Genomic DNA, 26315 nt, shown 5'->3' on the forward strand with positions numbered 1-26315 from the left:
GGCAATTATGTGTCCGACCCCTTTGCCCGAAGGCAATAAGACCACCTTCATCATCACCGCCGCTTCGTGAACGAAGGCGGCCCGGACATGCTTCAGCGGCTCGGCCGGCGCATCCCACCGCGGAACTCGCATGGACTCACCGGCACTGCGTGCCCCAGGTTGGCTTCCTACACGCTGTCGAGCGAATCGGTGCCGCTGTTGGGGGCGGCTCTGCGGGTTTGACGCCCGCGGATGCGGTTTGCGAAACGGCGCGCATCATGGGCGGCAATGAACTCGGCGATGAGATCTGCCTTGGCGTCTGCGGAATCGGCGTCCCCGGTTTCCCGCCAGGCGAGCAGGAGTGCGGTCGCATCCGCGAGTTGCCACACGTAACGCCCACCCCAGTGCCGGGCGGCTTCGCCTGCACCGAACCGGCGGAACTCGTCCAATCGCACATCCAAACCCCGCCGTCCACTGCAGCCTGCCGTAGCTTTCCCGACGTAGAGCACCTCGGCGCCGTCCACCCAGGCTTCCGTCAACGCGGCCACGGCCACCGACGGGTCTCGACCCTTGAAGTGCCCAGCGGGACTGCCCGTAAGGAATCGCGGGGTCCCAGGGTCGGTACGAACCACGATGTACACACCACCTCTTCGGGGAACGTCACTTCCCGGCAGATCCGCGAAACGCACGAACCCCGTAAACCCGCGCTCCTCAAGCACAGAGCGCGCGAGTCCCCTTGGCCTCCATGGCGTAGCCCGGTTTCGCGCCTGGAGGCGAGGCGTGGAGCTGCTTTCTTACAGGCGTACACCCGGGTCGAGTCGCACCCCTGCGGCGATCGCGGTGATGAGCTGTTCGATCTGGCGTTCGAGGTCCGCGGAGGCGGGTGGGTCGGACGAGAACCAGGTGGCGCTGGTGACCAGTTGCAGGCTGAGTGCGCTGCCTCGCATGGTGTGGAAGGCCATGCGGATGCTGCCGACGCCGGCATCAGGGCCGAGGGCTGCGGCGAACAGTCGATGGATCAGGCGCCCGTTCTCGGCGGCTTCCTCGGCGAGGGCGGCAGTAACGTCGGGTGAGGTGGCGGGGTCGCGGTCGAGGTTGATGCCGACCTGCATGGCGGCCAGGTAGACGGGGTCGCCGTAGTGGGCCGCAAGGACGTCGTACAGGAGGCGCAGGCGCTCCTCGAGGGTGGCGGCCTCGACGGTGGCGTGTTCGAGTTCGGCGTTGAAACGGCGACCGAGTTCGACGACGACTGCGAGCCAGAGCGCCTCGCGGGAACCGAAGTGGTGCTGGATCGAACTCCAAGCGACGTCGGCGCGGCGGGCGATCTCGTTGGTGCTGGCCCGGTAGAAGCCGAGTTCCAGGATGCAGTCGACCGCCGCTTCGACGATGTCGCGGCGCGCTTCCTCCTTGGTTCGCCGGTGCCCACGGCGTCGCGGTGACCGATGCCGCGGTGGGATCCCACGCTGAAACGCGTCCGAGGGGCGTGGATGGGCGGCATTTGGCGGTGTCATGCAGCGATCCTTCCAGGTCGTTCGCGCGGAGCGCCGCCCCTGGCCGGCGCACGCCCCGGGCTCTTGCATGCTCTCGACAATCTATGTTGCATGTACTACACACTACATGGCGGTGCCGATTCGGGAAGGCGGCGCCATTACCGCGCGAACGTCGGCTTTGCGCCGACGAAGGGAGATTCCGATGAGCACGTATGAACGGCTGATCTCAGCCGATGACCACGTCGATGTCGGCCACGAGACGGTGAAGCAGTTCCTGGCCTCGAAGTTCCACGACGACTACGACGCGGCGGTGGACCGCCACCGGGCAGGCATGGCGTCGATGGCGAGCCGGGAGACGAACGAGCGGTGGCGTGAGCAGCAGGCGCCGACCGAAGGGGAGCCGAGTTCGGGCGACGAGGTCAGCTATTCCCACCCGGCGTCGGGCCGTGTCGGCCACCGCGACGCACGGGCACGGCTCGCAGACATGGACGCCGACGGCGTCGACGCGTCGGTGGTCTTCTGCGAGGTCAGCGCCTTCCGCTACCTGTATCTGCTGGAGCGCGGGTCACGGGAGGCGACGCGGGCGTTCAACATGGCGCTGCGGGAGTTCGCGTCACTGGCCCCCGAGCGGCTGGCCGTCTCCCATCAGATACCCATTCATGACATCGATGCGGCTGTGGAGGAGGTGTCCTGGGCCGCGTCCGAGGGCGGGCGGTCCGTGCAACTGCCGGTGTATCCCGCCGAACTCGGTTTGCCGGACTACTGGGACCGGCGCTACGACCGACTGTGGGCGGCGCTGGAAGAATGCGGGCTCCCGATTTGCTGCCACACGGGGCTCAACACGCAGCTCGAGGGGTTGGCCAGACGCGACCCGACGCCGCAGCGCGGCGTCTACGTGCCGCTCGTGCCCTTGTCCGCAGCCGAGGCGATGGGCATGTTCGTTCTGACTGGCGTTCTGGAGCGCTTCCCCGGATTGAAGGTCGTCTTCGTCGAACCGGGGATCGCATGGGTGTCTTGGTGGCTCTACACCGTGGACGACCTCAAACTGCGGCAGGGCTACCGCTTTCCCGGCCTGCGGGAGCTGCCCAGCCACTACTTCCGCCGGAACGTGTTCCTGACGTTCATCGACGAGCCCGATGCGCTCCGGCACGCCCGCGAGCGGCTGGGGGTCGGGAACATCATGTGGTCCAGCGACTATCCGCACCCCGTCTCCAGTTGGCCCAACTCGCGGGCGTGCGTGGACGCTCAGTTCGCCAATGAGCCTGAGGACGAACGCCGACTCGTCCTCGCCGGAAACGCCGAGCGCGTGTTCGGCCTCTAGCCGCACAACAACCAGGGCGCCTGCTCCAGGCAGGCGCCCTTGAGCCGAGGAAGGTCCGCTCATGAGGAACGGCAAGGACATGCGATTCGACGGCCGCGTCGCCGTCGTCACAGGCGCGGGACGGGGACTGGGCCGGGCCTACGCGCGGCTGTTGGCTGAGAGGGGCGCGTCGCTCGTGGTGAACGATCTCGGGGTCACCACTCACGGAACCGACGCGGGCGAGGACCGCGCCGCGGCCGTCGTCGCCGAGATCGAGGCGGTCGGCGGGACGGCCGTCCCCGACCGATCCTCGGTGGCCACGGCCGAGGGAGGCGAGGCCATCATCGCCACCGCGGTGGAGGCGTTCGGCCGAGTCGACATCGTCGTGAACAACGCGGGCCCCAAAGGCGGCGGGGCGTTCGGGGAGCTGCCGGAGGTCGCGATCGACGCCATGCTCCAGGCACACCTGCGCGGAGCGTTCTTCGTCACCCGCCCGGCGTGGCGGCGGATGCGCCAACAGGGATACGGCCGAATCGTCATGACCGCCTCCCAGGCCGTATTCGGTGAGCCCCGCACGGCGCATTACGCTGCGGCGAAAGCCGGGGTGATCGGCCTGACGAACGCCCTGGCCGCCGAGGCCGGGGACAGCGGCATCCAGGTGAACGCCGTGCTGCCCACCGCGCGCACACCCGGCAACGACGCCATCCCCAACGAGACGTTCAAAGCCTGGCTCGACCAGTTCCGCCCCGAGCACGTCGCCCCGCTGGTGGCGTTCCTGGCCCACGAGAGCTGCCCGTGGAACGGCGAGAAGTTCATCGCAGGCGGCGGCCGCGTCTCACGGTTGTTCCTGGCGTCCACACGAGGCGCGTTTGTTCCCGGCCTCACCATGGAGGACGTCGCCGCGGCCGTCGAGACCATCACCGACGAACGCGGCTATGCCGTCTCGCGGACCGCCATGGAGGACATGGCGCTGTGGACCGAGTACTTCCCGTGGCCCGACTCCTCGGGGGAAGTCAGCATGTTCTGATGCCCAACCCCGGACAGCCCGCGTGCACCGCAACCCCGCATACGGCGCCGCACAAACCCCCGGCGTTCTCCCACGACGAAGGCGAATTCCCGTGACAGGCACCACAAGACATCCCGTCATCTCCTGTGACTCGCACGTCCACGTGCAGCCCCAGGACCTCCGAGCGCGGCTGACGCCGGACGCGGCACGGGCCTACGACGATGCGCTTGCGGCCGCGGCCGCCGAACGCCGGTACTTGCTCGCCGGGGTCGATGTCTCCGGTTTGCGTATGGAACACCGCGCCGCGGACCGGTCGGGGGCGTGGGAACCGAAGGCTCGGCTCGCCGACATGGACGCGGACGGCATCGACACCGAGATCCTTTTCCCCGAGGTCTCCGACTTCGTGGACTTCCACACCCTCGGCTCGTTCGAGCACCAAGCGCGCGACGCGTACAACGCCTGCCTTCGGGACTTCACCGCCACTGCACCGGACCGGCTGATCGCGGCCTGGCAGGTCGGCATCCACGATGTCGGCCACGCCGTCAGTGACGTCCGACGCCTTGCCGCGGCAGGCGCCCGCTTGGTGCAGATCCCGCTGCACCCGCGTGAGATCGGCGCGCCCGACTACTGGGACCCCCGGTACGAGCCTTTGTGGACCGCGCTCGAAGAGACCCGGCTGCCGCTGGCACAGCACACCGCCACGAAGGCCTCGACTCTGGCCGCCTTCCGGCGGGATCCGACACCGCAGTTCGGGCTGACCCTCGCCCAGGTCCCCTTCACGCTCAGCGAGAACCTCGCCGGCTGGATTCTGGGAGGAGTCCTGGAACGGCACCCCGGGCTACGGATCGTCGTCTGCGAACCTCTGGTCGGATGGCTCCCGTCCTTCCTGGACCTCCTCGATGACATGTGTGGCCAGGGATATACGTTCCCGGCGCTCCGCGAGGCCCCGTCGGCGTACTTCCGGCGGCAGGTGTACGTGACGTTCATTAACGAACCGCGCGCCGTGGCCGTGCGGCACGAGATCGGGCTGGACCATCTCCTGTGGTCAAGCGACTACCCGCACCCTGCATCGACGTGGCCCGATTCACCCCACGTACTGCGGTCCCAAATGGTCACCGTGCCCCGCGCCGAACAAGAGGCCCTGTTCGGTGGGAATTCGGCGCGCCTGTTCAACCTGGGCCGACAGCCATGACCGGGCGCGGGGAGGTCCTGTGGTCTCCCAACCCCAAACCCCCGACCGCCCTCTTCATGAGATTCCTCGCCACGGCCAAAAACCGAAAACCTCGGCGTCGGCCTCACCGGGGGATGGCCCGTCGCCATAGCCGACGCCCGCATGCCCCGGACTTCATGGTTCCCGGGAGCCCCGACCAACTATTGGCTCCGCCGCCGACGAGAGCGCACTTGCCAACCTGAGCGCACTGGCACCGGCGCTCCGACGCACTGCCGACCACGGCGCACTTCGGAACTGAGCGCACGACCCGGACCGTCACCGGGCCCGTCGACCCGCGCGGCAGGACCACCGCGCTCATTCCCCATCCACACCCGCATCTCCGCCGCAAGTGCGGATGGCCTGCTCGGTCCAGATCGTCTTGCCGTCGCGTCGGTAGCGGCAACCCCATCGGTCGGTCATCTGAGCGACCAGGAAGAGCCCGCGGCCGCCCTCGTCGGTGTACCGGGCGCGGCGCAGGCGCGGCTGGGTGTTGCTCGGATCGCTGACTTCACAGACCAGAACGTCGTCGCGGATCAGGCGTACGCCGATCGGCCCCGCGGCGTACCGCATGGCGTTGGTCACCAGCTCGCTGATCACGAGTTCGGTGACGAACGTCATCTCATACAACCCCCATTGGTCCATGGTGCCCACAACCGCCGAGCGTGCGTCGCCAACGGCTTGCGGCTCCGCGGGGAACTCCCAGTTCCTGACGTCGTCGGCGTTGAGGGTCCGGGTCCGCGCGAGAAGCAGGGTCGTGTCGTCCCGGCCGGCCTTGGCCTTGAGCGCTGCCAGGATGTCTCCGCACATGTTCGCGAGCGGTCTGCCAGGCGTATCCGCGACCTTCAGCGCCTCGGCGAGCCGCACCATCCCGGCACCCGGGTCGTGGTCGTCGCCGTCGGTCAGCCCGTCGGTGTAGAACGCCAGGACGGATCCCGGATCGAGCTGCAGTTCGGCCACCTCGAACGGCAGCCCGCCCACGCCGAGCGGCGGGCCGGGCGAGACGTCCACGAAACGGGGCACGCCCCCGGGCCGCAGAACAGCGGGCGGAGGATGCCCGGCACTGGCCAGCCGGCAGTGCCCGGCCACCGGGTCGTAGACGGCGTACACGCAGGTGGCGCCAACAGGGGGCTCGGACTCGGACTCGGCTTCGGCAGCGAGCCGCAGGACGAGATCATCGATATGTGTGAGCAGTTCGTCAGGCTGCAGATCGATGTCGGCAAGAGTTTGCACAGCGGTGCGCAACCGCGCCATGGTGGCGGTTGCAGAGAGCCCCCGCCCGACCACATCACCGACGACGAACGCGATTCGTGCGGATGGCAACGGGATGGCGTCGAACCAGTCGCCGCCCACTCCCGCGCCCGTTTCGGCAGGAAGATAGCCGGCAGCCGTGTCGGCCGCAGACGTCGACGTGCAGCTTCGCGGCAGCAGCCGCCGCTGCAACGCCTCGGCGACGCCGTGCTCGTGCGCATAGCGGCGGGCGTTGTCCACGGCCAAGGCGCCCCGCGAGACAATCTCGCGGATCAGGGCCACATCGCTGTCATCACAGGTGCGCTCCGGTCCCACAAGCCACAACGTGACTGCCCCGAGGCTCAGGCCACGAGCGTACAGAGGCGCGGTAAGTGAGATACGGGCGTCCGCCGGCCCGACCAAGGCGGCCCTGGCGGGATCCATAGCCGCCGACAGGACCTCGTACGGGTCGTCGACGCGGACAATCTCACCCGACTGCACGGCCAGGGCCTGCGGAATCCTCGGAATGACGGGCAGGCTCCCGCCGAGGCCGACCACGCCCGGAGGCAGGTCGCCGGCCACGGCCACGCGCTGAGCCGAGGCCGGAGCACCACTAGGCAGCAGCCAGGCCGGCTCTTCACCGCGGCACACCATCTCGCTCAGATCAACGGTCGCCAAATCCCCCAATGCCGGGACAAGGACATCCACAATGTCCTGGGCCGTCTGCCTCACGTCAAGGTGCACGCCAATCTGCGCCGCAGCCTCGTACATCAACGCTACGTCGCGCCGGAGACGCCCGTCTGCGTTCTTGATGCTCATCGGGCACGATCCAGTCCGCATAACGACCGGGAGGGTCAAAAGCAGCCACCCAGCCGACCAAGCCCCGAGAAAACACGTTGCCTGCGCCACACACAGTCTCACCACACAGGGCACCAGCGGCCTCACGCACGTGCCGCCGAGCAGGCCCGGCTATAGCTAAAAGTATGCCGCGCCTGGCCACGGAGGTGACGTTGAAGCGGCTGTAGGACGCGTTCGTCATCGAACCGGGCACCCGGCACGTGCGCCTGCCCGGGGTCACCGCGCACCCGATCAGCGCCTGGGCCGTCCAGGCCGCCCGCGAGCTCGCCGACGAGCTCGAGGACGCCGACCACCGTCTTTCGTTCCTCATCGGCGACGGGAACGCGACGTTCACTGCCGCCATCGACGCCGTGTTTGAGCTTGCTCCGCTTTGACGGACACCGTTGTGGTGGTCAGGCCGCGAGCGAGGTCTCGTATTCGACGGGTGTGCGGTAGTCGAGGCTGCTGTGCAGCCTGCGGATGTTGTACCAGGCCTCGATGTACTCGAAGACGTCGGCGCGGGCAGCCGCCCGGCTGGGCCAGGGCCGGTCGGACCCGAGATCGCTTTTGAGGGTGGCGAAGAACGACTCGGCGAGTGCGTTGTCCCAGCATCGGCCCGTGCGCCCGCCCCCCTCGCATGCGAATCCCCGCCCCTACCAGCCGCTCTCCATGCGCCGGCGACCAGCGGCGGGAAGCCCTTGATGGATCTATGGTCGAAACATGAGCGTATTCATCGACCTGGCAGAGAACCGGCCACCCGGAGACGGTGCAGGGGGCCGGCAGGCGAATATCTCTTACGAGGACGTGACCGAAGGTGGGTCTCTGGCCACGTACGAGTACGACCTCCTTCCGAGCGGCGCCCTGAGGGTCCTCCGTACCGGGAAAGGGGAGGCTGCCGCTGTGGACACGGTCTACGCCCCGGGGATGTGGTTCCGCGTGTCCGGAAGGTGGCACGGCGGCACCGAGTAGCCCGTCGCTGGCTTCGGGGAATGCGCGGCGCGTTGCCCGGATGAGCTGCCGCGAACCGCAGCGCGTAGACCGATTTCGCCGCACGACCCGGCCCACCCCGCGCCGCGGCTCTTCCGCCAAGCCGCCGGATACAGGCACTGGCGGCAAGGTTTCGCCGTCGGCCCGGGCGCCTGGTGGGCCGACAGATCAGAGCGAGCGCCCCCGTCACCCGGAAGGACTCGCACACAGGGCCGAGTGCGGGCGAACCGCCCGACTCCCGCCGAGCGCTTCCACGCGCGAGCGCCCAGGTGACGTGCTGATCTCGATGCACGCCACCTGCACGTCCGTCTGCCTTTCGTCCGCCGCGTCGGGGAGCGCCTCTTGTGGGGGTGAACCCACGGAACAGGCGTTCGCCCGGTGAAGACGCCAAGAACCCCAACCTGATCGGACAGCCGCCGGATGTGTGGTGGTGTCTAGCGCTATGGATGAAGGTGACGAACCGCTCGGGATCGAGATCGACCGGTCCGAGGGTTTCGGGGAACGGTTGCTCGGTCTGCTGCTCGACCGTGCGCACGAGTTGCCGCCCCACCTCGTCGCCCCCTTGGTCGCCGAGGAAATCACCCACATGGGCGGCCGAGACGTCGCAATCCTCCTCCAGGACTACGAGCAACTGGCCCTCGTCCCCCTACCGGGCCGACGGCTGGTGGCAGCGGCGCCTCAGCCGATCGACGGAACGCCCGCAGGCCGGGCATTCCTCGACGCCAAGGTGGTCGAGGTACCCCAGCCCGACGGCGTCAGGATCTACCTGCCGCTGCTGGAAGGCACCGACCAGGTCGGTGTCATGGCGGTTACTTGGGACCGAGTGGACGACAACGACCGGCGGCTGCTGCGACGGCTCGCCGGCCTCGTCGCGGACATCCTCGTGACCAAGAACAGCTACACCGACATCTTCACCCTGGCCCGGCGGCGGGCTCCGATGAGCGTGGCGTCGGAGATCCAGTGGTCGCTCCTGCCGCCGCTGCGCATGTCCGTCCCCCAAGTCGAGCTCGCGGGGGTCCTCGAACCCGCATACGAAGTCGCCGGCGACAGCTTCGACTACGCGCTGAACGACGACGTCCTGCACCTCGCCGTGATCGACGCGATGGGGCACGGCCTGGACGCCGCGGTGATGGCCACGGCCGCGATCGGCGCCTACCGCCACGCGCGCCGGGCCTTCGTCGGCCTCGCCGAGATCTACGGGTACATGGACACGGTCATCGCCGAGCAGTTCAGCCCCGAGCAGTTCGTGACCGCGCAGATGATGAGGCTGAACGTCACGACCGGTCGGCTGGACTGGGTCAACGCCGGGCATCCTCCGCCCCTGCTCATCCGGGACGGCGCCGTCGTCCGTCAGCTGACCGTCGAGACGACCCTGCCGGTGGGCTTCGGCGGGCACGATCCGGTCGTCACGACGTTGACGCTCCGTCCAGGAGATCGCCTGCTGTGCTTCACCGACGGCCTCATCGAAGAACATTCCGCAGGAGGCGACGAGTTCGGCCTCGACCAACTGATCGACAACGTCTTCGAGGTCGAGCAGCGACGGCACGGAGTGCGCACGACCGTGCGCGAACTCTCCCAAGCTCTGAAACGTGCCCGCGGCGGGATCACCAGCGACGACGCGACCATCCTCCTCGTCGAGTGGCGGGGCGGCTCGACGGACCATCTGGCCAAGATGGAACCAGCCGCCGCGCGCCCTGCCAAGCGCACGACACAGGCCTCGAAGCGGCCGCAGCGCAGGCCCACCGGTCCCTGAAACGGTTCTCGTCCCCGACCCCCGGCGGCACGGCCGGCCCCACGTACGAGATTCGGCTCCCACGCGCGAGTGGATGTTCGACGGAGCCGGGTGGCCGCGTTCGGACGACACCACCGAGGAACTGCCGGGCCTGGTTGCGGCGGTCAGCGCACACGGCGGCCGGATCGTACGGGCCGGGATCCACTGGCCGCATTGGCCCCGGATCTCGCACACCGTGTTGATCGGCGGGAACCTCCCCGTCCGGGTCAACCCAGTCTCGACCACCGCCTTCACCGTCGTGCTGACCCGCAGCCTCCGCGACCAAGTCCTGCGGCTCGTCGTCCCACCCGGCACCGACACCGACGCGGCACTGACGGCCATGGCCGCCGCGGCCACCGCCGACAACCGGACCAACGCCGCAGACCTCCTCCGTGCAGCTGTCGGCGGATAGCGGCCGTCGTCGACGCCTGCGCCGTTCCCTCCTACGCCCGCCCGGCGCCGTACGGGCGTAAGGTGGGAGCACCGAGGTTTTTCGTACGTAGGCAACCAAGTCGCGCCACCCCGGACAGCGTGGGCCCGCCGACGCGGGCCCACAGAGGGGCGGCCGTCATGCCGAACCCACCCACCCTCGCCATCACACGCCGTGATCTGGCGCGCGCCGCGGCACTCCTGCCCGACCGGGCCCGCCCGCGGCTGCGCATGGAACACACCTTGGACCGCACCGGCACCGTGGACGGGGCCTGGTGGCCGCGCACCAGCAACCTGCGTGCCGAACTCCCCGGCCTGGTCACCACGTTGGCCGCCATACTCGGTCCGGTCGTCGCCGTCGGTGTGGACACCGCAGCGTGGACCGACATCCCCGCCCGCATCACCGTCGACGGACACATCGTCCGCATAATCCCTTACGCCGTCGGCGACAGCACCATGACCGTCGTCCGCGGCCGCATGGACCACTTCCTTCTCCTTGTCCTCCCCCCACCCACCAGTACGGCAGGCGCCGGCACCGCCATGGCCCTCGCCGTCCGCACCGGCAACGCCGCCCCGCTGCCCGTGCTACTCGCGGCAGCCGCGGCCCCCGACCTTGGCAGCCAGGACCGGGCCGCGGACCGATGGGAGGACGAAGGCGGCGCACTGGTCGGCGTATGAACTGCCGACTGCGGATGCCACTCACCACTGTCGGCATCGTGGCCGGCGGCTTCGCGGACAGTCGGTGCCTTGCGTGGTGCGACGCCGCAGCAGGACGAGGGCCGCGCCGCCGGCCAGCACCATGGCACCCGCGCCGGCCGCGATTGCGGGGACGTCGCCGGGCCCGGTGTGGGCCAGTTCCGGGCCGCTGGGCCCGCTCGGGGCGCTTTGCGACGTGGTCGGTTCGGCTCCGCCGGAAGTCGCCGGTTTGCCGGACGCGGACGACGACGGCTTGGTCGTGGACGGCTTGCCCCCGGCAGGGGTCGTCGGCGGTTTTCCTCCCGTCGCCTTGAAGGTGAGGGATGTGGTGACCGTGACCGGCGCGCCGCCGGGGCCTGACCCGATGGTGCTGAGGTCGGTCACCGACAGGATGCACGGGTGGTCGGAGTCGCAGGTGCCGCCGCCGACCTTGCCGACCTTCACGGTGAGGGAACCGCGTGCCGATCCGTCGCTGCCGGCTTTGGTGGTGACGGCACCGGCGCCTACCGCGGCACAGTCCTTCTGTCCCGAGGCGCCCTTGATGCACTGAGCGACGACCAGCGTGTCTCCGGCGCCGAACCCGGTCGCGCGATAGCTGATGGACTGGCCGTCGGTCAGCCCGCCGGATGGGGACGCGGAGACCGCGGGCCCTGCGGCGTATGCCGGGGCTGCCACGAAGACTCCACACGCGGCGAGAGCCGCGGTTCCGACGGCCGCGGCGCCCGAGCGCGCGCGGCGGCCCTTGCGGGGCTGGATGGTTCCGAGAGGCACTGGGCCGCTCCTTCGGAATCAATGCCATCCACGTTTCTCACAACGAAACACGGTATCGAATACCCGGCGAGCGTAGGCGTGACGCATAGCCGCGTCAACACCTTGCCGACAACGCGTCGGCAAGTGTAGGAACGTCGTCATGCCCGAAGATCTGATTTCGCCCGACGACCTGACATCCCCCGGCGAACTCTTCGCCTCGCTCGCGGACCGGGACTCCCGCTTGTTCGTCCAACTCCTCGGCCGCCCGGACGGCCAGGACATGCTGTACCGCATCAGCGGCAAGGTGCTGAACCACGTGCGCGGCGACGCCTACGGCAAGACGTTTCCGCACGGCGCGACGCTGTTCGGCGTCGAGGGCTTCAACATCCGGCGCTTGGCCGCCGATCCGCGCACCGGCGATCTCCACCTGCTCTCCCGGGAAATCGTCTTCTACACCGACCCGGTGACCGGCAAGCCGCTGACCTCGTGGACGAACCCGCTCGACGGGCACACCCGCGCGCTTCCGCCCATCACGAACGCACATGTGGATTCGCGGTATCGGATTCGCGACGGCGTCCTGTTCGGCGTGTTCGGGCCCGCCCAGGTGCCTCTCGGCGGCTCGGTCGCGCCGGCGCGGATGCACGACACCCTCGCCTGGACGGTCGACGTTCCGCCGCTCTACTCGCTCGCCGAACGGTACGGAATCGACGACGACTTCGGCCTCGCCAATCAAACCTATGCGGCCTGGGAGCTGTTCGACTTCCTCGTGGACCGACGCGAGGCCGACGCCCGGACCGACGGCGACGGCACACCCGAAGGCGCAATGCGGGTGGTGAACTGCTGGACCCGCGCATGCCCCTACATTCCCGCGATGGCCATCTCCGAGGAGTCCGCACACGGCAGCCTCGTCTACCACGCGCGGAGTTGGACACTGGACGGGTTCGACGACCTGGAACCATGGCTCCGGTCGGCCGTGCGCGAAGGCTACCCCGAGTACGAGTCCGCGCCCGCCGCGCCCGCCACCGGACCGAACGACACCAGTTGGACCGTGTTCCACGCCTTGGAGCTGGGCCCGCGGGGCCTCACCTGGCGCGACTGGTGCGCCGCCGCCTCGAACGGCTCGAACGCCTCGAACGCCTGACGGCAGGCACAGCCGAGGGCACCGAACGCACGCATCCATCAAACGGTTGATCCGCGCATGCATCGTTCGGTGCCCCGCAAGGCAACCCGGCGCCCGATGCGGCGGCACCGGCCGCCCGAGAACAGTGGGAGCAGAGCGCCACCAGGAGCCGACGCCACGGACTCCGCAAGTACGGGGGCACGCGGTCCGCGGCAACCGGATGCACCGAGAAGGGACCCCGATGCCCGCTCCGCCCCGCACACGAAGAGACGATGCGTCGCTCACGCCTTTGCGTGTCGCCCAGGCCGAGTTCACGCGCGATGCGTCCTCCGCGCTGCGCGCCGACGCGGCCGCCCGGATCGATGGCGATCCCCACCTGGTCGTGGACCTCGCGGCCGTCGCCTACATCGACATGGTCGGTGTCGGAACGTTGTTCCATCTCTACCGGATCGCCGCGGCGCGCGGCGGATCGCTCCGCGTGCTGAACGTCGGACCGCGCGCCTTCCAGCGGCTTCGCATCTCGGGATTGCCGCAGTTCGCCGCTGTCGAGCCGTCGTCCGACAGTCGCTGAGCCACCCGCGGGCGCCGGCCGTCGACGCGCCGCGGGCGGTCGACTCCACGACGATCCGTCGTCACGCAGCCCGGAACGCTTGATCACCAGGTGGAACAGTATTTACCATGGCGGAACATCAAAAGCCTGGCCACCTCCGGGAGGAGACCGGTTCATGACCGTTCACTCGGCGCAACTCGGGCGCTTCATCGAGGACTTCACCGTCGGCGATGTCTATCAGCACCCCTTCGGCCGGACCATCAGCGAAGCCGACTCGACCTGGTTCACCCTCCTGACCTGCAACACGAACCAGAACCACTTCAACGCGCATCTGGCCGCCACGAACCCGATCACCGGCGGGCGCGTCATCGTCAACTCCGGTCTGACGGTGGCGCTTGTGCTCGGCCTGTCGGTGCTCGACACGAGCCAGAACGCGGTCGCCAACCTCGGCTGGACCGACATCAAGCTGGTCCACCCGGTGTACGTGGGCGACACCGTCTACGCGGAAAGCCTCATCACCGGCAAGCGCGCCAGCGGCTCGCGCCCGGGCATGGGCATCCTCACCATGAAGACCCGCGGCCTGAACCAGGACGGCGTCGAACTCGTCACCTGGACTCGCTCCGTCCTCGTGCCGAGCCGCGAATCGGGCCTCGGACAGGACTACTTCCCTGCCTGCACCTCGGGCCCGCTGGAGGCCTGGTGAACACGCCGCGGCTTCCGCTGGACGACATCCGGATCATCGCCGTGGAGCAGTACGGCGCCGGTCCGTGGGGCTCCCTCCACCTCGCCGACCTCGGCGCCGAGGTCATCAAGATCGAGGACCCAGGGGCGGGCGGCGACGTCGGCCGCTACGTGCCGCCCTACGCGGAGGACGAAGACTCCCTTTTCTTCGAGGTCTTCAACCGCAACAAGCGCAGCCTCTCCCTCGACCTGGCCACCCCCGCCGGCCGGTCGGTCTTCGAGGATCTCGTCCGGGTGTCCGACGTCGTCTACTCCAACCTGCGCGGCGACGTGCCCGCGAAGATCGGCATCACGTACGACGACCTCAAGCACCTCAACCCGCGGATCGTGTGCTGCTCCCTGTCCGGTTTCGGCATGACCGGTCCGCGGGTGGCGGAACCCGGCTACGACTACGTCCTGCAAGGCCTGCTCGGCTGGATGGACGTGACCGGGGAACCGGACGGGCCGCCCACCAAATCCGGTCTGTCGATGGTCGACTACTCCGCGGGCTTCATCGCGGCCATCTCCCTGCTGGCCGGTGTCCACGCGGCCCGCCGGGACGGCGTCGGCATGGACTGCGACGTGTCGCTGTTCGACACCGCCTTGGCGCTGCTCAACTATCCCGCGGCCTGGCACCTCAACGCCGGGTACCAGCCGCACCGTACCCGGCGGTCGTCGCACCCGTCCCTCGTCCCGTTCCAGCTCTTCGAAGCCGCCGACGCCTGGATCGTGGTGGGCTGCCCGAAGGAGAAGTTCTGGCAGCGGCTCACCGGCGTCGTCGGACGGCCCGAGTGGGCGCACGACCCGCGGTTCGCCACGTTCGCCGACCGCGAGCGCAACCGCGTGGAGCTCCTCGGTCTGCTCGAACCCCTGTTCCACACCCGGTCCGCCGCGGACTGGCTCGCCGACCTGCATGCCGCCGGGGTGCCGTGCGGGCCCGTCAACTCCATCCCCGACGCCCTGGCGGACCCCCACACCGCCGCGCGCGGCATGCTCGTGGAGACCGAGCACCCGCGGTACGGCCGCCTCCGCCTGCCGTCGACCGCGGTGCGGGTCGGCGGCGAGCCGCGGCCGTCCCGCCGCGCGCCCCGCCGCAACGAGGACTTCGGGCATGTCCTGACCGAAGTCGTCGGCCTCACCGACACCCGCATCTCCGAGCTGGTCGACGCCGGCGCGTTCGGTCCGCCCGCCGAGGTTCCCGGTCTTCCCGACCGCTACCGCGAGGCAAGGCAGCCGTGACCGTAGCCGGCGAACTCGCGCGGTGGAGCGGCGGGCTCCGGTTCGAGGACGTTCCCGAGGCGGTGCGCCGGGCCGCCGCCCGGCAGCTGCTCGACGGGGTCGGAACCGCTCTGGCCGCCCGGCGGCTGGGTGCGGTCGACGCCGGCCTGGCGCTTGCCACCGGCCTCGGCGGACCGCCGGAAGCGGCGCCGTTGGGTGCCCGGAGCCGGCTGAGCGCGCCGATGGCCGCCTTCGCCAACGGGCTCCTCGTGCACGGTCTGGATTTCGACGACACCCACGCGGACGGCCTGGTGCACGCCACGGCCGTCGTGCTCCCGGCCGCGTTCGCGGTGGGGAGTCAGCTCGGCGCGACCGGTCGCGACGTGCTCACCGCGTGCGTGGCGGGATACGAAACCGTGTCCCGGGTCGGCGCGGCGAGCCCGTACGGTTTCCACGCCCGCGGGCTGCACGCCACACAGGTCGCGGGGGTGTTCTCCGCGGCCGTGGTCGCGGCCCGGTTGGCCGGCCTCGGCACGGACACGACCACGCACGCGCTCGGGATCGCCGGGTCGAGCGCGGGCGGGCTGCTGGAGTTCCTGGCGGCCGGTGCCACGACCAAGCAGCTGCACCCGGGTTCGGCGTCGATGTCCGGAGTGATGGCCGCACGCTTGGCCGCGCTGGGCGCCACCGGTCCCGCGACCGTGTTCGAGGGGTCGCGCGGGCTCTATGCGGCGCTGTCGGAGCGGCCGGCGGACCCCGGCGCTGTCGTGCGGGGTCTCGGCACCACGTGGGAGTCCCTCCGGATCACCACCAAGCCGTATCCGTCATGCCAGCTGATGCACGCCGCGCTCGACGCGATCACGGCGGCCCTGCCTCAGGCCACCGTGAAGGCCGACAAAGTCGTTTCGGTCACCGTGGACGTGCACCCGGACGGAAGCGCAGTCGTGTGCACGCCGGCCCGGGACAAGGCCCGGCCGCGCACGGCCTACGACGCGAAGTTCTCGCTGCCGTGGACAGTCGCGGCACTGCTTGTCGATGGCAGTGTCAGTCTCGACACCTATACGGACGCGTCTCTGGACCGGCCCGAGATCGCCGAGCTGGCGGCGCGGGTCCGCACGAATATCGTGCCGGGCGCGATGTCTGCCGCGGATGCCCCTGGCCGTGTGGAAGTCCGCTTCGCCGACGGAAGCACGCGCGCCGCCGCGGTGCCGCACAGCCGCGGCGGCCCCGAAGCACCGCTGTCGGACGCCGAGTTGTCGGCCAAGTTCCTGGGAAACACCGGCGACAGCGGCGCGGCACGCGAACTCCTGGACCGTGTCCTCCGATTGGAGGACGAACCGGACCTGGCCGCGATCACCGAACTGTCCGCCCGAGCCGCCGAGGAACACCCATGACGACACCCTCCACACCAGCCCCGATCACGGTCGCCCCCGCCGACTTCCCCTGGTACGACGTGAACGGCTTCACCTTCTCTCTCGGCCTCCGCATGGGTGACGACGTGTGGTGCTCGGGGCACTCCGCGTCCGCGCTGGACCCGGAGACCGGCCGCCCCGGCATCCGCGGCGGCATGGCGGACCAGGCACGGATCGCCTACGCCAAACAGGCCGCCGTCCTCTCCGCCGCCGGGCTCGGCCTTTCCCAAGTGACCCGCATCGTGGAAAACGTCACGGTCGCCGGGCTTCCCTCTTACGAGGAGGCGGCGCAGGTCCGCCGGAGGCTGTTCCACGGAACGTCGCCCGTCGTGGTGACCGTGGTCGTCGACCGGCTCGTGCGGCGGTCGGCGCTCATCGAGGTCGAGGTGCACGCCGCGGCCGACGCCCCGCCGCCGGGCCCCGCCGAAGTCCGCGTCGAGCACGGCGGCACGGTGCTCCTGCCGACGCTGCTGCCGGTCGACGAGCACGGCACCGTCGTCGCGGTGGGCGACCCCGCCGCGCAGTACGCCCACTGCCTCGACCGGGCGGCGGCGCTCCTGGAACCCCTCGGTCTGGACCTGTCCCACCTCGTCTCCACGACCGAGTTCGTCACGGCGAAGGCCAACCGTGCCGGACGCGACATCGACCGCATGCGCGCCCGGCGGCTGGGACCGGTCTATCCGGCCGTCACCCGGGTCCTCACGGAGGCGCAGCTTCGGCCGAGCATCCATGTCGCCGTCGAGGCGGTCGCCTCGCGGCAGGAACCCGAACCCGTCGACCCGCTTGGGCTCGCCCCGCACATGCCCGCCCGCAGCCCCGCCGTCCGCGCCGGGAATCTCTTGCACATCAGCGGATTCGGTGTGCTCGCCGCGGTGCCGGACCTGCGCGGCCAGGCGGAGAACCTGTACGCGACCCTGCTGCGCACCATGGAATCGGTTGGCTCCGGCCCCGAACACCTGTTGTCCACCGTCGAGTTCGTTGCGGCGACCGCGCTGCCCGACTACCGGGCGGTGGCGGACGTCCGGCGGTCGCTCCTCAAGGAGCCGTACCCGGTGTCCACGGGAATCGTCTGTTCGCGGATGGCCCATACGGAGGCGCTCCTCGATGTGGCCGCCGTGGCGGCCATCCCCGGGGAGGTGTGATGGCGCTGCTCACCGACGAACTGCGGGCGCGCATCGGCGAAACACGCGCGTACACCGCGCCCGAGCCACTCTCGGCCGCGTCCATGCGGTACTACGCGCTGGCGGTGGGTGACGCGAACCCGCTCTACATCGACCGCGGCGCGGCCCGCGCCGCCGGGTGGCGCGACGTCATAGCGCCGCCGACGCTGCTGTGCGACAGCAACCAGTACCTCGCCGACGCCGAGCGCGACGAGGACGGCTTCGCCGGGCACAGTTGGGACATCGCGCCGCCGGACTGTCGGCTGGTGCGCGGCGGCAACACCTACGTGTTCCACAAGCCGGCGCACCCCGACGACGTCGTGACCGTGGTCTGGCGGCTCGTCGATCTGGCCGAACGCGTCAACGGGGCGGGACACGCGATGCTCATCGTCACCAGCGAGGCGACCGTGGCCGACGCGGATGGCGACCCGATCCTGACGAACACCGAAACGGTCATCCACATAGCCCTGGGCAAGGCGTCATGACGCATCCGACGATTCCCCCGGTCGGCAGCGAACTGCCGGTTCTGCGCCGGACGATCACGCTCACCGACATGATCGCCTACGCGGGGTCCACCTGGGACTGGCACCGGTTGCACTACGACCCCGACTATCTGGCGCGGCGCGGTCTCCCGGCTCCGGTCGTCGACGGCCAGTTCTTCGGCGCCCTGCTCGTCGCCCAAGCGCAGGACTTCTTCGGCGGCCAAGCGTTCGTGCGCAGCTTGCACTTCCGGTTCGCGAACCTGGTCTTCGCGGGTGACACGGTGGAGTGCACCATGCGGGTGACCGCCGTGGAGACGCGCGGAAGCCTGGTGGTGGCCACTCTCGCGGCGTCCGTCGGTGTCGGCGGCGACCACGCACGCGTGGCGGTGGCGCCGGCCGGGCTGCAGGTGGAGTTGCGGTGAGCGCGTCCGTGGCCATTGTGGGGGTGGCCGAGTGCGATCTCGGCAGTACCGGGTTGTCGGTTCTGGAACTACAGGTGCAGGCGGTGACCCGGGCGGTGGCCGATGCCGGGTTGCGGCTGTCGGATGTGGACGGGCTAGCGACGAACAACGTCGGACGGTTCTCGACGACGTCACTCGCCGACTATCTGGGGCTGCGTCCGGGGTGGGTGGAGTCGTCGTTCCTCGGCGGCTCGGCGTTCGAGACGTACGTCGGCCGTGCGGTGCAGGCCATTGGGGCCGGGCAGGCCGAGGTGGTGGTCGTCTCGTATGCCTCGAACCAGCGTTCGGCTCGGTCGCGGCGGCTCGGCGGGGTGTTCGACGACACCGTGCCCGAGGCTCAGTTCGAGGCGCCGTACGGTCCGCTCTATCCGATCTCCTACTACGCGATGGCCGCGCAGTCCTATCTGCACCGGTACGGCGTGTCCCGCGAGCAGCTCGCCGAGGTCGCGGTCGCCGCGCGCGAGTGGGCGCTGCTGAACCCGGCCGCGTTCCGGTACGGCGCCGGCCCGCTCGCGGTCGCCGACGTGCTCGCCGCACCGCTGGTGTCGTCGCCGCTGACCACACTGGACTGCTGCCTGGTGACCGACGGCGGCGGCGCGGTCGTCGTCACGTCGCTGGACCGGGCACGCGATCTGCCGCATCCGCCGGTCGCGGTGCTCGGCTACGGCGAAGCCACGAGCCACACGGCGATGGCGACCCGCGACGACATCCTCGACACCGGCGCCGAACGCGCCGCGCGGGCCGCCTATCGCCGCGCCGGGCTCGGCCCGGACGACGTCGGCCTGGCGATGGTCTACGACTCGTTCACCATCACTCCCCTGCTGTCCCTCGAAGCGCTCGGCCTGTGCCCGCCGGGCGAGGCCGCGGCGTTCGTCGCGGACGGCCACACCAGGCCGGGCGGCAAGCTGCCGCTGAACACCAACGGCGGCGGACTGTCGTACTGCCATCCCGGCCAGTACGGGGTGCTGCTCCTCGTCGAGGCCGTCCGCCAGTTGCGCGGCTCGTGCGGGCCGCGCCAGGTGCCGGGTGCCGAGGTCGCGGTGGCGCACGGCACGGGCGGCATCTTCAGCCATTCCGCGACCGTGCTGCTGGGGGTGGAGCGGTGACGAACGACGACGGACTGCCGCCGATCGACCGGGTGACCGCGCCGTGGTGGGACGCCACCCGCGACCGCAGGCTGCTGCTCCAGAAGTGTGCGCCGTGCGGGCATGTGCAGCACTATCCGCGCCCGGTGTGCACGGTGTGCGGGGCGGTCGGCGCGTACACGTGGATCGAGGCGTCGGGGCTGGGCACCGTCGACAGTTACACGGTCGTTCACCGGGCCCCGACGCCGGGGACGGAAGTCCCGTACACGGTGGCACGGGTGCGGTTGGCCGAGGGCCCCGTCCTGCTGACCCGGCTCGACAACGTCCCCGACGACGCGTCGGCGTTCGACGCCGAACTGCGTCTGACCTGGCAGCCCCTGCCCGACGGCCGCCACCTGCCCACGTTCACCGCCCGCGCGGTCGATCCCGCGCCACGGCCAGGAGTGTGACGATGGATTTCGAACTCAGCGACGAACAACGCCTGTTCCGCGACACGATCCGCGACTTCGTGGCGAAGGAGGTCACCCCGGTCGCCCAGGAGTGGGAGCGCACGAACCGCTACCCGACCGAAATCGTCGAGACGATGAAGAAGTTGGGCCTGTTCGGCATGACGGTGCCCGAGGAGTACGGCGGTCTCGGTCTCGACATGGTGAGCTTCGCCCTCGTCTTCGAGGAGATCTCGAAGGGCTGGATGGGCGTCGCCGGCATCCTCGGCTCGCATTCGCTCTCCTGCTGGCTGATCGCACGGCACGGCACCGAGGATCAGAAGGCGCGCTACCTGCCGCAACTGGCGACCGGCGAGCGGCGCTCCGGGCTGGCCCTGACCGAGCCCGGCGCCGGCACCGACTTGCAGGGCATCGGAACGCGCGCGGTCCTGAAGGGCGACCACTACGTGGTCACCGGCAGCAAGACGTGGATCACCAACGCCCGGTACGCCGACCCGCTGCCCGTGCTGGTGAAGACCGATCCGGACGCGTCGCCCGCGCACAGGGGTATGAGCGTGCTGCTCGTCGAGCAGGGAACTCCAGGCTTCACGGTGAGCCGCGACCTGCCGAAGCTGGGCTACAAGGGCCCAGAGTCGTGCGAGGTGGTCTTCGACGGCGCCAAGGTGCCGAAGGCGAACCTCCTCGGCGGCGTGGAAGGCCGCGGCATGCAGCAGGTGCTGTCCGGTCTCGAAACCGGGCGGATCAACGTCGCGTCCCGGTCGCTCGGCGTCGCCCAGGCCGCCTACGACGCCGCCCTCAAGTACGCCCGCGAACGCCACGCCTTCGGACAGCCGATCGCCGAGTTCCAGGCGATCCAGCTCAAACTCGCCGACTTGGCCACGAACATCCAGGCGGCGCGCCTGCTCGTCTACTGGGCGGCGTCCTGCGCCGACCGCGGCGAACGCGTCGACATGCAGGCCGGCATGGCCAAGCTCTTCGCCTCCGAGACCGCGGCCACCGCCGCGCTGGAGGCCATGCGCATCCACGGCGGGCATGGGTTCTCGCAGGAGTTCACGGTGGAACGCCTCTACCGCGACGCTCCCTTGTTGGTCATCGGCGAAGGCACCAGCGACGTCATCCGCACGGTCATCGCCCGTTCGCTGGTTTCCGGAAAGGAGCGTGTCGGATGACGTCCGACTCCGCAGCGGCTTTGCGGTCTCATCTCTATGTGCCCGGAGACCGTCCGCAGGTGCTCGCCAAGGCCGTGGCCCGCGGCGCCGACGCGCTCATCGTCGATTTGGAGGACGCCGTCCCGACTGCCGCGAAGGCGGAGGCCCGGGGAATCGTCGCGGACTTCCTGGGCGGCCTGCGCCCGGCGGGGGCCGACGGCGCCGAGCCGACGCCCGCCGTGTGGGTGCGGATCAACCCCGGGGCGGCCGGGCGGGCCGATCTGAAGGCGGTAATCGGACCCGCTGTGGCGGGTATCTGCGTGGCCAAGACCGAGTCCGCCGACGACGTCGCCGAGGTCGTGGCGCTCCTGGACGCGCTGGAGCACGAACGCGGCCTGCCGGCGGGCCGGATCGCGGTGTCCCCGCTGCTGGAGTCCGCCGCGGCCATTCTGGCGGCCCGGGACATCGCCGCCGCGCCGCGCGTGCAGCGTCTCCAAGTGGGCGAGGCCGACCTGCGGGCCGAAATCGGTGTCGAGACCGGGCCCGACGAGAGCGAGCTGCTGTGGGTGCGCAGCCAGGTGGTGCTGGCGTCGGCGGCCGCGGGTATCGAGCCTCCCGTGGGGCCCGCGTCCACGAACTTCACCGACCTTGCGGCCCTGCGGCAGTCGACGGAGGCGCTGCGGCGTCTCGGGTACCGCGGCCGGGCGTGCATCCATCCGGCGCAACTCGACGTGGTCCACGATGTGTTCACTCCGACCGCCGAAGAAGTCGACCAGGCTCGCGCGCTCGTCGCGGGATACGAGGCGGCCGTCGCGGCGGGGAGCGGCGTGTTCGTCGACGCCGCCGGGCGCATGGTGGACCTGGCGGTCGTGCGGAGTGCCCGTCGCACGGTCGCGGCGGCACGCTCGGGCGGGGAGTCCTGATGCGCATCACGTACGGCCCGTGGGGCGAGACGATCGACGAAATGGCCGACGCCGCTCGGCGAGCGGAACGCGCCGGGGCCGAGGTCGTGTGGATTCCCGAACTGCACCGCAGCGCGACGGTACCCCTCGCCGCGCTCGCGCGGGCGACCGAGACGGCACAGCTCGGCACCGGTATCGCCCTGGCGTTCACCCGCAGTCCGATGGTGCAGGCCTTGGAGGCACTCGACCTGGACGAGATCTCCGGCGGCCGGTTCATCCTCGGGTTGGGCAGCGGTGTGCAGCGCCTCAACGAGGATTGGCACAACGCCCGGTTCGGCAAGCCGGTGGCCCACATGCGGGAGACCGTGCGGAACATTCGCGCGTTCTGGGCGGAGGCCGCCGGCGGCAAGCCGATCGATCTGCCCGGCACCCACGAGCCGATGCGGATTCGCGGCTACCAGCGGCCGTTCCACCAGGAACGGGCCGCGATTCCGGTGTACTTGGCGGCCATGGGGCCGGCGATGACCCGGCTGGCCGGGGAGATCGGCGACGGATGGATCTCCCACGAGCTGCACTCGCCGCAGTATCTGGCGGATGCCATCCTGCCCGGTCTTTCCGAAGGGTTGGCGCGCGCGGGCCGGACCCGCGGCAGCCTCGATGTCGTGGCATCCGTGCTGTGCGCCATCGACGACGATCCGGCGGTGGCGCGGCGGTGGGCGGCCGGCACCGTCGGGTTCTACGGATCTGTGCGCACTTACGCGGACTTCTGGGCCGCGCACGGAATGGCCGCGGAACACGACGCCGTGATGGCGGCGTTCCGCTCCGGCGCGGCGGCCGACGACCTCGCCGGCGCCGCACCCGACCACATGGTGGATGCCGTCACCGCGGCCGGGACGGCGGACGACGTGCGGCGCCGGATCATGGCCTTCGACGGGATCGCCGACAGCGTGAAGCTCTCGCCGTCCACGCACGGTGTCGATCCGTCGGTGACGCGTCTCTGCCAGGACCGCATCATCGACCTGATCGCCACCCTGTAGCCGGGCGTGGGCACATCCGTCCGACGCCTGGATCTGCGCGCGGTGGCGGACGGCGACGGGCGGGGGTGGGCGACGACGACAATCCCGGAGTCGTCTCCCCCGGTCCGGCTTCTGCGCCTCCACCACGACCGCGCGACCAAGGCGAGCGTGTCGCTGGTGGCCTTCCCGCACGGATGGTCGCGGGCCGCCGCCGGGGCTTACACCGCGAGTGAGGAGTTCCTGGTGCTCTGCGGCGGCCTGGCCGTCAGCGGACAGCGCTACGACGCCGGCGCGTGGGCGTGGCTGCCGGCCGGCGCGCTCCGCTTCGACAGCACCGCCCCGTCCGGCGCGTTGGCCGTGGCCTGGTTCTCCGGCCCGCCGACGTGGGTGCCGCACCGCGGTCCGGGACCGGCGCGAACGGCCCCCCGTCCGTCGTGCGCGCCGCCGACGAAGCCGCCGACGAAGCCTGAACCCGTCGACGCGCGCCGGGACCGGGAGTTGCTGTACCCCCGGTCCTGGCAATGGGCGTGGGTTCCCGCGGGGCATCCGGCCCCCCGCTTGGCGGAGCCGGCGTTCGTCCGCTTCTGGCCGTAGCCGGCACAGCACGTCACACACCGCCGCGCGCAGCCGTACATAGCCGGCTACGGCCGCGCCCGAGCCACACCCTCGCCAAAATGGAACGATGTTCCGATGACTCTTGGAATATCGCGACAGCTTGTCGTAATGTAACCGACAGAACGTCGGGAAAGTTTCGTGCCGATCCGGCCCTGCCGACGTACGCCGCATCACGCGCGTGTCCACATCTGTGTCTCGATCCGACTCCCGGAGGGGATCCCTCATGTCCGCCGAAGCCATATCCGCCAGCGCCAAGTTCTCCGAGGCCCTCAAGACCGTCACGTGGGACGACCACGAGAAGGCCGAGTACACCGAGTACATGCAGGCCATGCTGGGCGGAAAGCTGGACATCTCCGGCTACACCGACATGGTCGCCCAGCACTACTTCGCCTATGTCGTCCTGGAGGAAGCCGCCGAGGCGATGCGCGGCGACGCGGTCGGCGGGAAGTTCGTGTTCGACTCCCTGCTCCGCACCAAGGCCCTTGAAGAGGACCTGGAGCACCTGATCGGGGAAGACTGGCGCGACCGCATCGCGCCCAACGAAGCCACGAAGGAGTATGTCGCGCGGATGCGCGAGGTCTGCTTCGACTGGCCGGGCGGGTACGTCGCACACAGCTACACCCGATACCTGGGCGACCTGTCCGGCGGCCAGGTCATCCGGGCGTCGCTGGAGCGCGCGTTCCCCGAGCAGCTCGCCGGCGGCAAGGGCGTGGCGTTCTACCTCTTCCCCGAGATCGAGGACTTCAAGGCGTTCAAGGTCGACTACCGCCTTCTGCTCGACACCGTCGCGTGGTCGGACGAGGAGCAGCAAAAGGTCATTGACGAGGCCCTGATCGCGTACCGCGTGAACACCAAGGTCCTCGCGGAGCTGGGCCGCGACCTGTCGCGCTACCTGCTCGACCACAGCTGAGAGACCGGGGAACGTCCGTGATGGAGGCCCACAACGCCACCGACGCGCTCCCGGTTGTGCGCCGCGCGGAGGCTCTCGCCACCGGGGTCGGCATCATGGCCGACCGGGACGGCGAAGGCCGGGAAACGCTGAACGAGTACCGAACCAGGGGCGGTTACCCGCCGTTGGCCGAACCGTCCGCCATCCGCGCGGCGGTGCGCGCGGCCGAGGTGCGCGGTGCGGGCGGTGCGGGCTTCCCCACCGCGGTCAAGCTGGACACCGTTGCGGCGGCGCCCGGTCCCCGGGTCGCCGTCGCCAACGGCGAAGAAGGCGAACCCGCGTCCGCCAAAGACCGCCGGCTCCTGCGCAACCGGCCGCACCTGGTTCTGGACGGCCTGCGCCACGCGGCGCATGCCGTAGGCGCCGACACTGCTTTCGTCTATGTCTCCGACGCCGAGGCCGCCGCATCGGTCCGCCAAGCCCTTGCCGAACTCGCCGAAGACGGCCTGGGGGCGGGCGCGACGGACAGTGCCGGGCCCGACCCGGTCGGGCCGGCCGGTCTCCGCCTTCCGGCATTCGCGCCGACGCTCGTCGAGGTGACGCCGTCGTACGTGGCCGGAGAGGAAACCGCGGTGGTCCGGGCGCTCGGCGGTGACGTCGCCCTGCCGCTGCCGAAGCCCCCGCGCCCGTACGAGCAAGGCGTGGGCGGCCGTCCCACTCTGGTCTCCAACGTGGAGACGCTCGCCCGCGTCGCCCTTGCCGCGCGCGGCGAGCCGGGGGCGTCGGCCGGCGACACGGTGCTGCTCACGGTCGTCGCGGGTGGCGACGCGTGGGTGTGCGAAGCGGAGGCCACCGCTGCCGTGGCGGCCGCCGTCGAGCGGGTGCGCGGCAGCGTGGACGGCGTATCCGCCGTCCTCATGGGCGGATTCGCGGGTGGCATCTGGCGTCCCGACGTGCTCGGCGCCGCCGCCTCCCACGACACCCTGCGGGCGCACGGGTCCCTGCTCGGCTGCGGCGCGGTGATCCTCGTCGAGGACGGCGACTGCCCGGTGGCCGCCGCCGCCGACGCGGCGTCGTTCCTCGCGGCGTCCAGCGCCGGCCAATGCGGCGCGTGCGTCCGCGGCACGCACGTCGCGGCCGAGCAGCTCATCGCGATCGCCCGGGGCGTCGGGACTGCCGAGAACCTGGCGCTCCTTCGCCGCCGCACCGCGGCACTGCCGGGCCGCGGAAACTGCGCCCTCCCGGACGCCTTGGCCATGCTGCTGCGCACGCTCGACGAGCACTTCGCCGCGGAACTCGACGCCCACCTGGCCGGCCCGTGCCAGGTATGCGCCGCGCGGGTGCCCGAACAGCCCACCACCGCAACCCGGTTCCGGGTCCGACTCCCGCACGCCACCGCCTGACAACCA

Annotated in this window: 28 protein-coding genes and 1 pseudogene; 24 read left to right on the plus strand and 5 right to left on the minus strand. The window is 70.4% G+C overall.

The features are described from left to right. Positions 1–167 precede the first annotated feature (167 nt). Together ABEA93_RS33065 and ABEA93_RS33070 are read right to left on the minus strand one after the other, a co-directional pair. Positions 168–503, minus strand: coding sequence for a hypothetical protein (locus ABEA93_RS33065; RefSeq protein WP_345679580.1), 336 nt, complete (start codon positions 501–503; stop codon positions 168–170). 270 nt (positions 504–773) lie between these two features. Next, positions 774–1490 (minus strand): TetR/AcrR family transcriptional regulator, encoded by a 717-nt coding sequence (locus ABEA93_RS33070; protein ID WP_345679581.1) that lies wholly within the window; start codon positions 1488–1490, stop codon positions 774–776. Between the two features lie 181 nt (positions 1491–1671). Here ABEA93_RS33070 and ABEA93_RS33075 point away from each other — a divergent pair, with 181 nt between their 5' ends. The 3 genes from ABEA93_RS33075 to ABEA93_RS33085 all read left to right on the plus strand — a co-directional run bounded on the left by ABEA93_RS33075 (position 1672) and on the right by ABEA93_RS33085 (position 4967). Next, entirely contained in the window at positions 1672–2790 is a 1119-nt protein-coding gene (locus tag ABEA93_RS33075) for an amidohydrolase family protein (protein WP_345679582.1), read from the plus strand. A 61-nt stretch (positions 2791–2851) separates the two neighbouring features. Beyond that, a complete protein-coding gene (locus ABEA93_RS33080; protein ID WP_345679583.1) occupies positions 2852–3796 on the plus strand; it encodes an SDR family NAD(P)-dependent oxidoreductase in 945 nt (314 codons plus the stop codon). A 91-nt stretch (positions 3797–3887) separates the two neighbouring features. After that, entirely contained in the window at positions 3888–4967 is a 1080-nt protein-coding gene (locus ABEA93_RS33085; protein ID WP_345679584.1) for an amidohydrolase family protein, read from the plus strand. A gap of 333 nt (positions 4968–5300) precedes the next feature. Here the strand turns inward: ABEA93_RS33085 and ABEA93_RS33090 are convergent, their stop codons facing one another. Further along, the gene (locus ABEA93_RS33090; RefSeq protein ID WP_345679585.1) at positions 5301–7031 is read right to left on the minus strand and encodes an ATP-binding SpoIIE family protein phosphatase; all 1731 of its coding nucleotides are present in this window, start codon (positions 7029–7031) and stop codon (positions 5301–5303) included. 239 nt (positions 7032–7270) lie between these two features. On the opposite strand from ABEA93_RS33090, the gene ABEA93_RS33095 reads away from it, so the two are divergent. Continuing rightward, entirely contained in the window at positions 7271–7444 is a 174-nt protein-coding gene (locus tag ABEA93_RS33095; RefSeq protein WP_345679586.1) for a hypothetical protein, read from the plus strand. An 18-nt stretch (positions 7445–7462) separates the two neighbouring features. Here the strand turns inward: ABEA93_RS33095 and ABEA93_RS33100 are convergent. Then, a pseudogene (locus tag ABEA93_RS33100) lies at positions 7463–7672 on the minus strand (integrase core domain-containing protein); the annotation flags it as partial. A gap of 97 nt (positions 7673–7769) precedes the next feature. Here ABEA93_RS33100 and ABEA93_RS33105 point away from each other — a divergent pair. From ABEA93_RS33105 to ABEA93_RS33120, 4 genes are all read left to right on the plus strand, one after another. Then, positions 7770–8018 carry a hypothetical protein gene (locus ABEA93_RS33105; RefSeq protein WP_345679587.1) on the plus strand — a complete coding sequence of 83 codons (249 nt, stop codon included), beginning with the start codon at positions 7770–7772 and terminating at the stop codon, positions 8016–8018. 460 nt (positions 8019–8478) lie between these two features. Continuing rightward, positions 8479–9789 carry a PP2C family protein-serine/threonine phosphatase gene (locus tag ABEA93_RS33110; RefSeq protein WP_345679588.1) on the plus strand — a complete coding sequence of 437 codons (1311 nt, stop codon included), beginning with the start codon at positions 8479–8481 and terminating at the stop codon, positions 9787–9789. A 73-nt stretch (positions 9790–9862) separates the two neighbouring features. Beyond that, entirely contained in the window at positions 9863–10219 is a 357-nt protein-coding gene (locus tag ABEA93_RS33115; RefSeq protein ID WP_345679589.1) for a DUF5994 family protein, read from the plus strand. 158 nt (positions 10220–10377) lie between these two features. Continuing rightward, positions 10378–10914: a DUF5994 family protein gene (locus ABEA93_RS33120; protein WP_345679590.1), complete on the plus strand. Its 537-nt coding sequence runs from the start codon at positions 10378–10380 to the stop codon at positions 10912–10914. Between the two features lie 21 nt (positions 10915–10935). Here the strand turns inward: ABEA93_RS33120 and ABEA93_RS33125 are convergent, their stop codons facing one another. Then, complete coding sequence (locus ABEA93_RS33125; RefSeq protein WP_345679591.1) at positions 10936–11703, minus strand: neocarzinostatin apoprotein domain-containing protein; 768 nt, start codon at positions 11701–11703, stop codon at positions 10936–10938. Between the two features lie 139 nt (positions 11704–11842). On the opposite strand from ABEA93_RS33125, the gene ABEA93_RS33130 reads away from it, so the two are divergent. From ABEA93_RS33130 to ABEA93_RS33205, 16 genes are all read left to right on the plus strand, one after another. Next, a complete protein-coding gene (locus tag ABEA93_RS33130) occupies positions 11843–12823 on the plus strand; it encodes a DUF1838 family protein (RefSeq protein WP_345679592.1) in 981 nt (326 codons plus the stop codon). A 268-nt stretch (positions 12824–13091) separates the two neighbouring features. Further along, entirely contained in the window at positions 13092–13373 is a 282-nt protein-coding gene (locus ABEA93_RS33135) for an STAS domain-containing protein (protein ID WP_345679593.1), read from the plus strand. A 154-nt stretch (positions 13374–13527) separates the two neighbouring features. Beyond that, positions 13528–14055 (plus strand): MaoC family dehydratase, encoded by a 528-nt coding sequence (locus ABEA93_RS33140; RefSeq protein WP_345679594.1) that lies wholly within the window; start codon positions 13528–13530, stop codon positions 14053–14055. After that, positions 14052–15311, plus strand: coding sequence for a CaiB/BaiF CoA transferase family protein (locus ABEA93_RS33145; RefSeq protein ID WP_345679595.1), 1260 nt, complete (start codon positions 14052–14054; stop codon positions 15309–15311). The genes ABEA93_RS33140 and ABEA93_RS33145 overlap by 4 nt, the downstream gene beginning before the upstream one ends. Beyond that, positions 15308–16684: an MmgE/PrpD family protein gene (locus ABEA93_RS33150; RefSeq protein ID WP_345679596.1), complete on the plus strand. Its 1377-nt coding sequence runs from the start codon at positions 15308–15310 to the stop codon at positions 16682–16684. The genes ABEA93_RS33145 and ABEA93_RS33150 overlap by 4 nt, the downstream gene beginning before the upstream one ends. After that, the gene (locus tag ABEA93_RS33155; RefSeq protein WP_345679597.1) at positions 16681–17844 is read left to right on the plus strand and encodes a RidA family protein; all 1164 of its coding nucleotides are present in this window, start codon (positions 16681–16683) and stop codon (positions 17842–17844) included. The genes ABEA93_RS33150 and ABEA93_RS33155 overlap by 4 nt, the downstream gene beginning before the upstream one ends. Further along, positions 17844–18347: an FAS1-like dehydratase domain-containing protein gene (locus tag ABEA93_RS33160; RefSeq protein WP_345679599.1), complete on the plus strand. Its 504-nt coding sequence runs from the start codon at positions 17844–17846 to the stop codon at positions 18345–18347. The genes ABEA93_RS33155 and ABEA93_RS33160 overlap by 1 nt, the downstream gene beginning before the upstream one ends. Then, a complete protein-coding gene (locus ABEA93_RS33165) occupies positions 18344–18766 on the plus strand; it encodes a MaoC family dehydratase (RefSeq protein ID WP_345679600.1) in 423 nt (140 codons plus the stop codon). The genes ABEA93_RS33160 and ABEA93_RS33165 overlap by 4 nt, the downstream gene beginning before the upstream one ends. Further along, a complete protein-coding gene (locus tag ABEA93_RS33170; protein WP_345679601.1) occupies positions 18763–19911 on the plus strand; it encodes an acetyl-CoA acetyltransferase in 1149 nt (382 codons plus the stop codon). Before ABEA93_RS33165 ends, ABEA93_RS33170 begins: the two co-directional genes overlap by 4 nt. Beyond that, complete coding sequence (locus tag ABEA93_RS33175; protein WP_345679602.1) at positions 19908–20339, plus strand: Zn-ribbon domain-containing OB-fold protein; 432 nt, start codon at positions 19908–19910, stop codon at positions 20337–20339. Before ABEA93_RS33170 ends, ABEA93_RS33175 begins: the two co-directional genes overlap by 4 nt. Positions 20340–20341: 2 nt before the next feature. Further along, complete coding sequence (locus ABEA93_RS33180; RefSeq protein ID WP_345679603.1) at positions 20342–21505, plus strand: acyl-CoA dehydrogenase family protein; 1164 nt, start codon at positions 20342–20344, stop codon at positions 21503–21505. Further along, on the plus strand, positions 21502–22407 hold the full coding sequence (locus ABEA93_RS33185) for an HpcH/HpaI aldolase/citrate lyase family protein (protein ID WP_345679604.1): 906 nt from the start codon (positions 21502–21504) through the stop codon (positions 22405–22407). Before ABEA93_RS33180 ends, ABEA93_RS33185 begins: the two co-directional genes overlap by 4 nt. Continuing rightward, a complete protein-coding gene (locus ABEA93_RS33190) occupies positions 22407–23423 on the plus strand; it encodes an LLM class flavin-dependent oxidoreductase (protein ID WP_345679605.1) in 1017 nt (338 codons plus the stop codon). Before ABEA93_RS33185 ends, ABEA93_RS33190 begins: the two co-directional genes overlap by 1 nt. Positions 23424–23429: 6 nt before the next feature. After that, positions 23430–23996, plus strand: a complete 567-nt coding sequence (locus ABEA93_RS33195; protein ID WP_345679606.1) for a cupin domain-containing protein — start codon at positions 23430–23432, stop codon at positions 23994–23996. 244 nt (positions 23997–24240) lie between these two features. Next, entirely contained in the window at positions 24241–24927 is a 687-nt protein-coding gene (locus ABEA93_RS33200) for a biliverdin-producing heme oxygenase (RefSeq protein WP_345679607.1), read from the plus strand. Positions 24928–24947: 20 nt separating this feature from the next. Next, a complete protein-coding gene (locus ABEA93_RS33205) occupies positions 24948–26309 on the plus strand; it encodes an NADH-ubiquinone oxidoreductase-F iron-sulfur binding region domain-containing protein (protein ID WP_345679608.1) in 1362 nt (453 codons plus the stop codon). Positions 26310–26315 lie beyond the last annotated feature (6 nt).

The sequence above is a fragment of the Yinghuangia aomiensis genome (assembly GCF_039542225.1).
GTDB classification, from domain to species: Bacteria; Actinomycetota; Actinomycetes; order Streptomycetales; family Streptomycetaceae; genus Yinghuangia; species Yinghuangia aomiensis.

Excerpts from the sequence above, each read along its gene's own strand:
- ABEA93_RS33070 (WP_345679581.1), bottom strand. The coding sequence starts at position 1,490 with ATGACACCGCCAAATGCCGCCCATCCACGCCCCTCGGACGCGTTTCAG.
- ABEA93_RS33075 (WP_345679582.1), top strand. The coding sequence starts at position 1,672 with ATGAGCACGTATGAACGGCTGATCTCAGCCGATGACCACGTCGATGTC.
- ABEA93_RS33080 (WP_345679583.1), top strand. The coding sequence starts at position 2,852 with ATGAGGAACGGCAAGGACATGCGATTCGACGGCCGCGTCGCCGTCGTC.
- ABEA93_RS33090 (WP_345679585.1), bottom strand. The coding sequence starts at position 7,031 with ATGAGCATCAAGAACGCAGACGGGCGTCTCCGGCGCGACGTAGCGTTG.
- ABEA93_RS33105 (WP_345679587.1), top strand. The coding sequence starts at position 7,770 with ATGAGCGTATTCATCGACCTGGCAGAGAACCGGCCACCCGGAGACGGT.
- ABEA93_RS33110 (WP_345679588.1), top strand. The coding sequence starts at position 8,479 with ATGGATGAAGGTGACGAACCGCTCGGGATCGAGATCGACCGGTCCGAG.
- ABEA93_RS33115 (WP_345679589.1), top strand. The coding sequence starts at position 9,863 with ATGTTCGACGGAGCCGGGTGGCCGCGTTCGGACGACACCACCGAGGAA.
- ABEA93_RS33120 (WP_345679590.1), top strand. The coding sequence starts at position 10,378 with ATGCCGAACCCACCCACCCTCGCCATCACACGCCGTGATCTGGCGCGC.
- ABEA93_RS33130 (WP_345679592.1), top strand. The coding sequence starts at position 11,843 with ATGCCCGAAGATCTGATTTCGCCCGACGACCTGACATCCCCCGGCGAA.
- ABEA93_RS33140 (WP_345679594.1), top strand. The coding sequence starts at position 13,528 with ATGACCGTTCACTCGGCGCAACTCGGGCGCTTCATCGAGGACTTCACC.
- ABEA93_RS33155 (WP_345679597.1), top strand. The coding sequence starts at position 16,681 with ATGACGACACCCTCCACACCAGCCCCGATCACGGTCGCCCCCGCCGAC.
- ABEA93_RS33160 (WP_345679599.1), top strand. The coding sequence starts at position 17,844 with ATGGCGCTGCTCACCGACGAACTGCGGGCGCGCATCGGCGAAACACGC.
- ABEA93_RS33165 (WP_345679600.1), top strand. The coding sequence starts at position 18,344 with ATGACGCATCCGACGATTCCCCCGGTCGGCAGCGAACTGCCGGTTCTG.
- ABEA93_RS33180 (WP_345679603.1), top strand. The coding sequence starts at position 20,342 with ATGGATTTCGAACTCAGCGACGAACAACGCCTGTTCCGCGACACGATC.
- ABEA93_RS33185 (WP_345679604.1), top strand. The coding sequence starts at position 21,502 with ATGACGTCCGACTCCGCAGCGGCTTTGCGGTCTCATCTCTATGTGCCC.
- ABEA93_RS33190 (WP_345679605.1), top strand. The coding sequence starts at position 22,407 with ATGCGCATCACGTACGGCCCGTGGGGCGAGACGATCGACGAAATGGCC.
- ABEA93_RS33200 (WP_345679607.1), top strand. The coding sequence starts at position 24,241 with ATGTCCGCCGAAGCCATATCCGCCAGCGCCAAGTTCTCCGAGGCCCTC.
- ABEA93_RS33205 (WP_345679608.1), top strand. The coding sequence starts at position 24,948 with ATGGAGGCCCACAACGCCACCGACGCGCTCCCGGTTGTGCGCCGCGCG.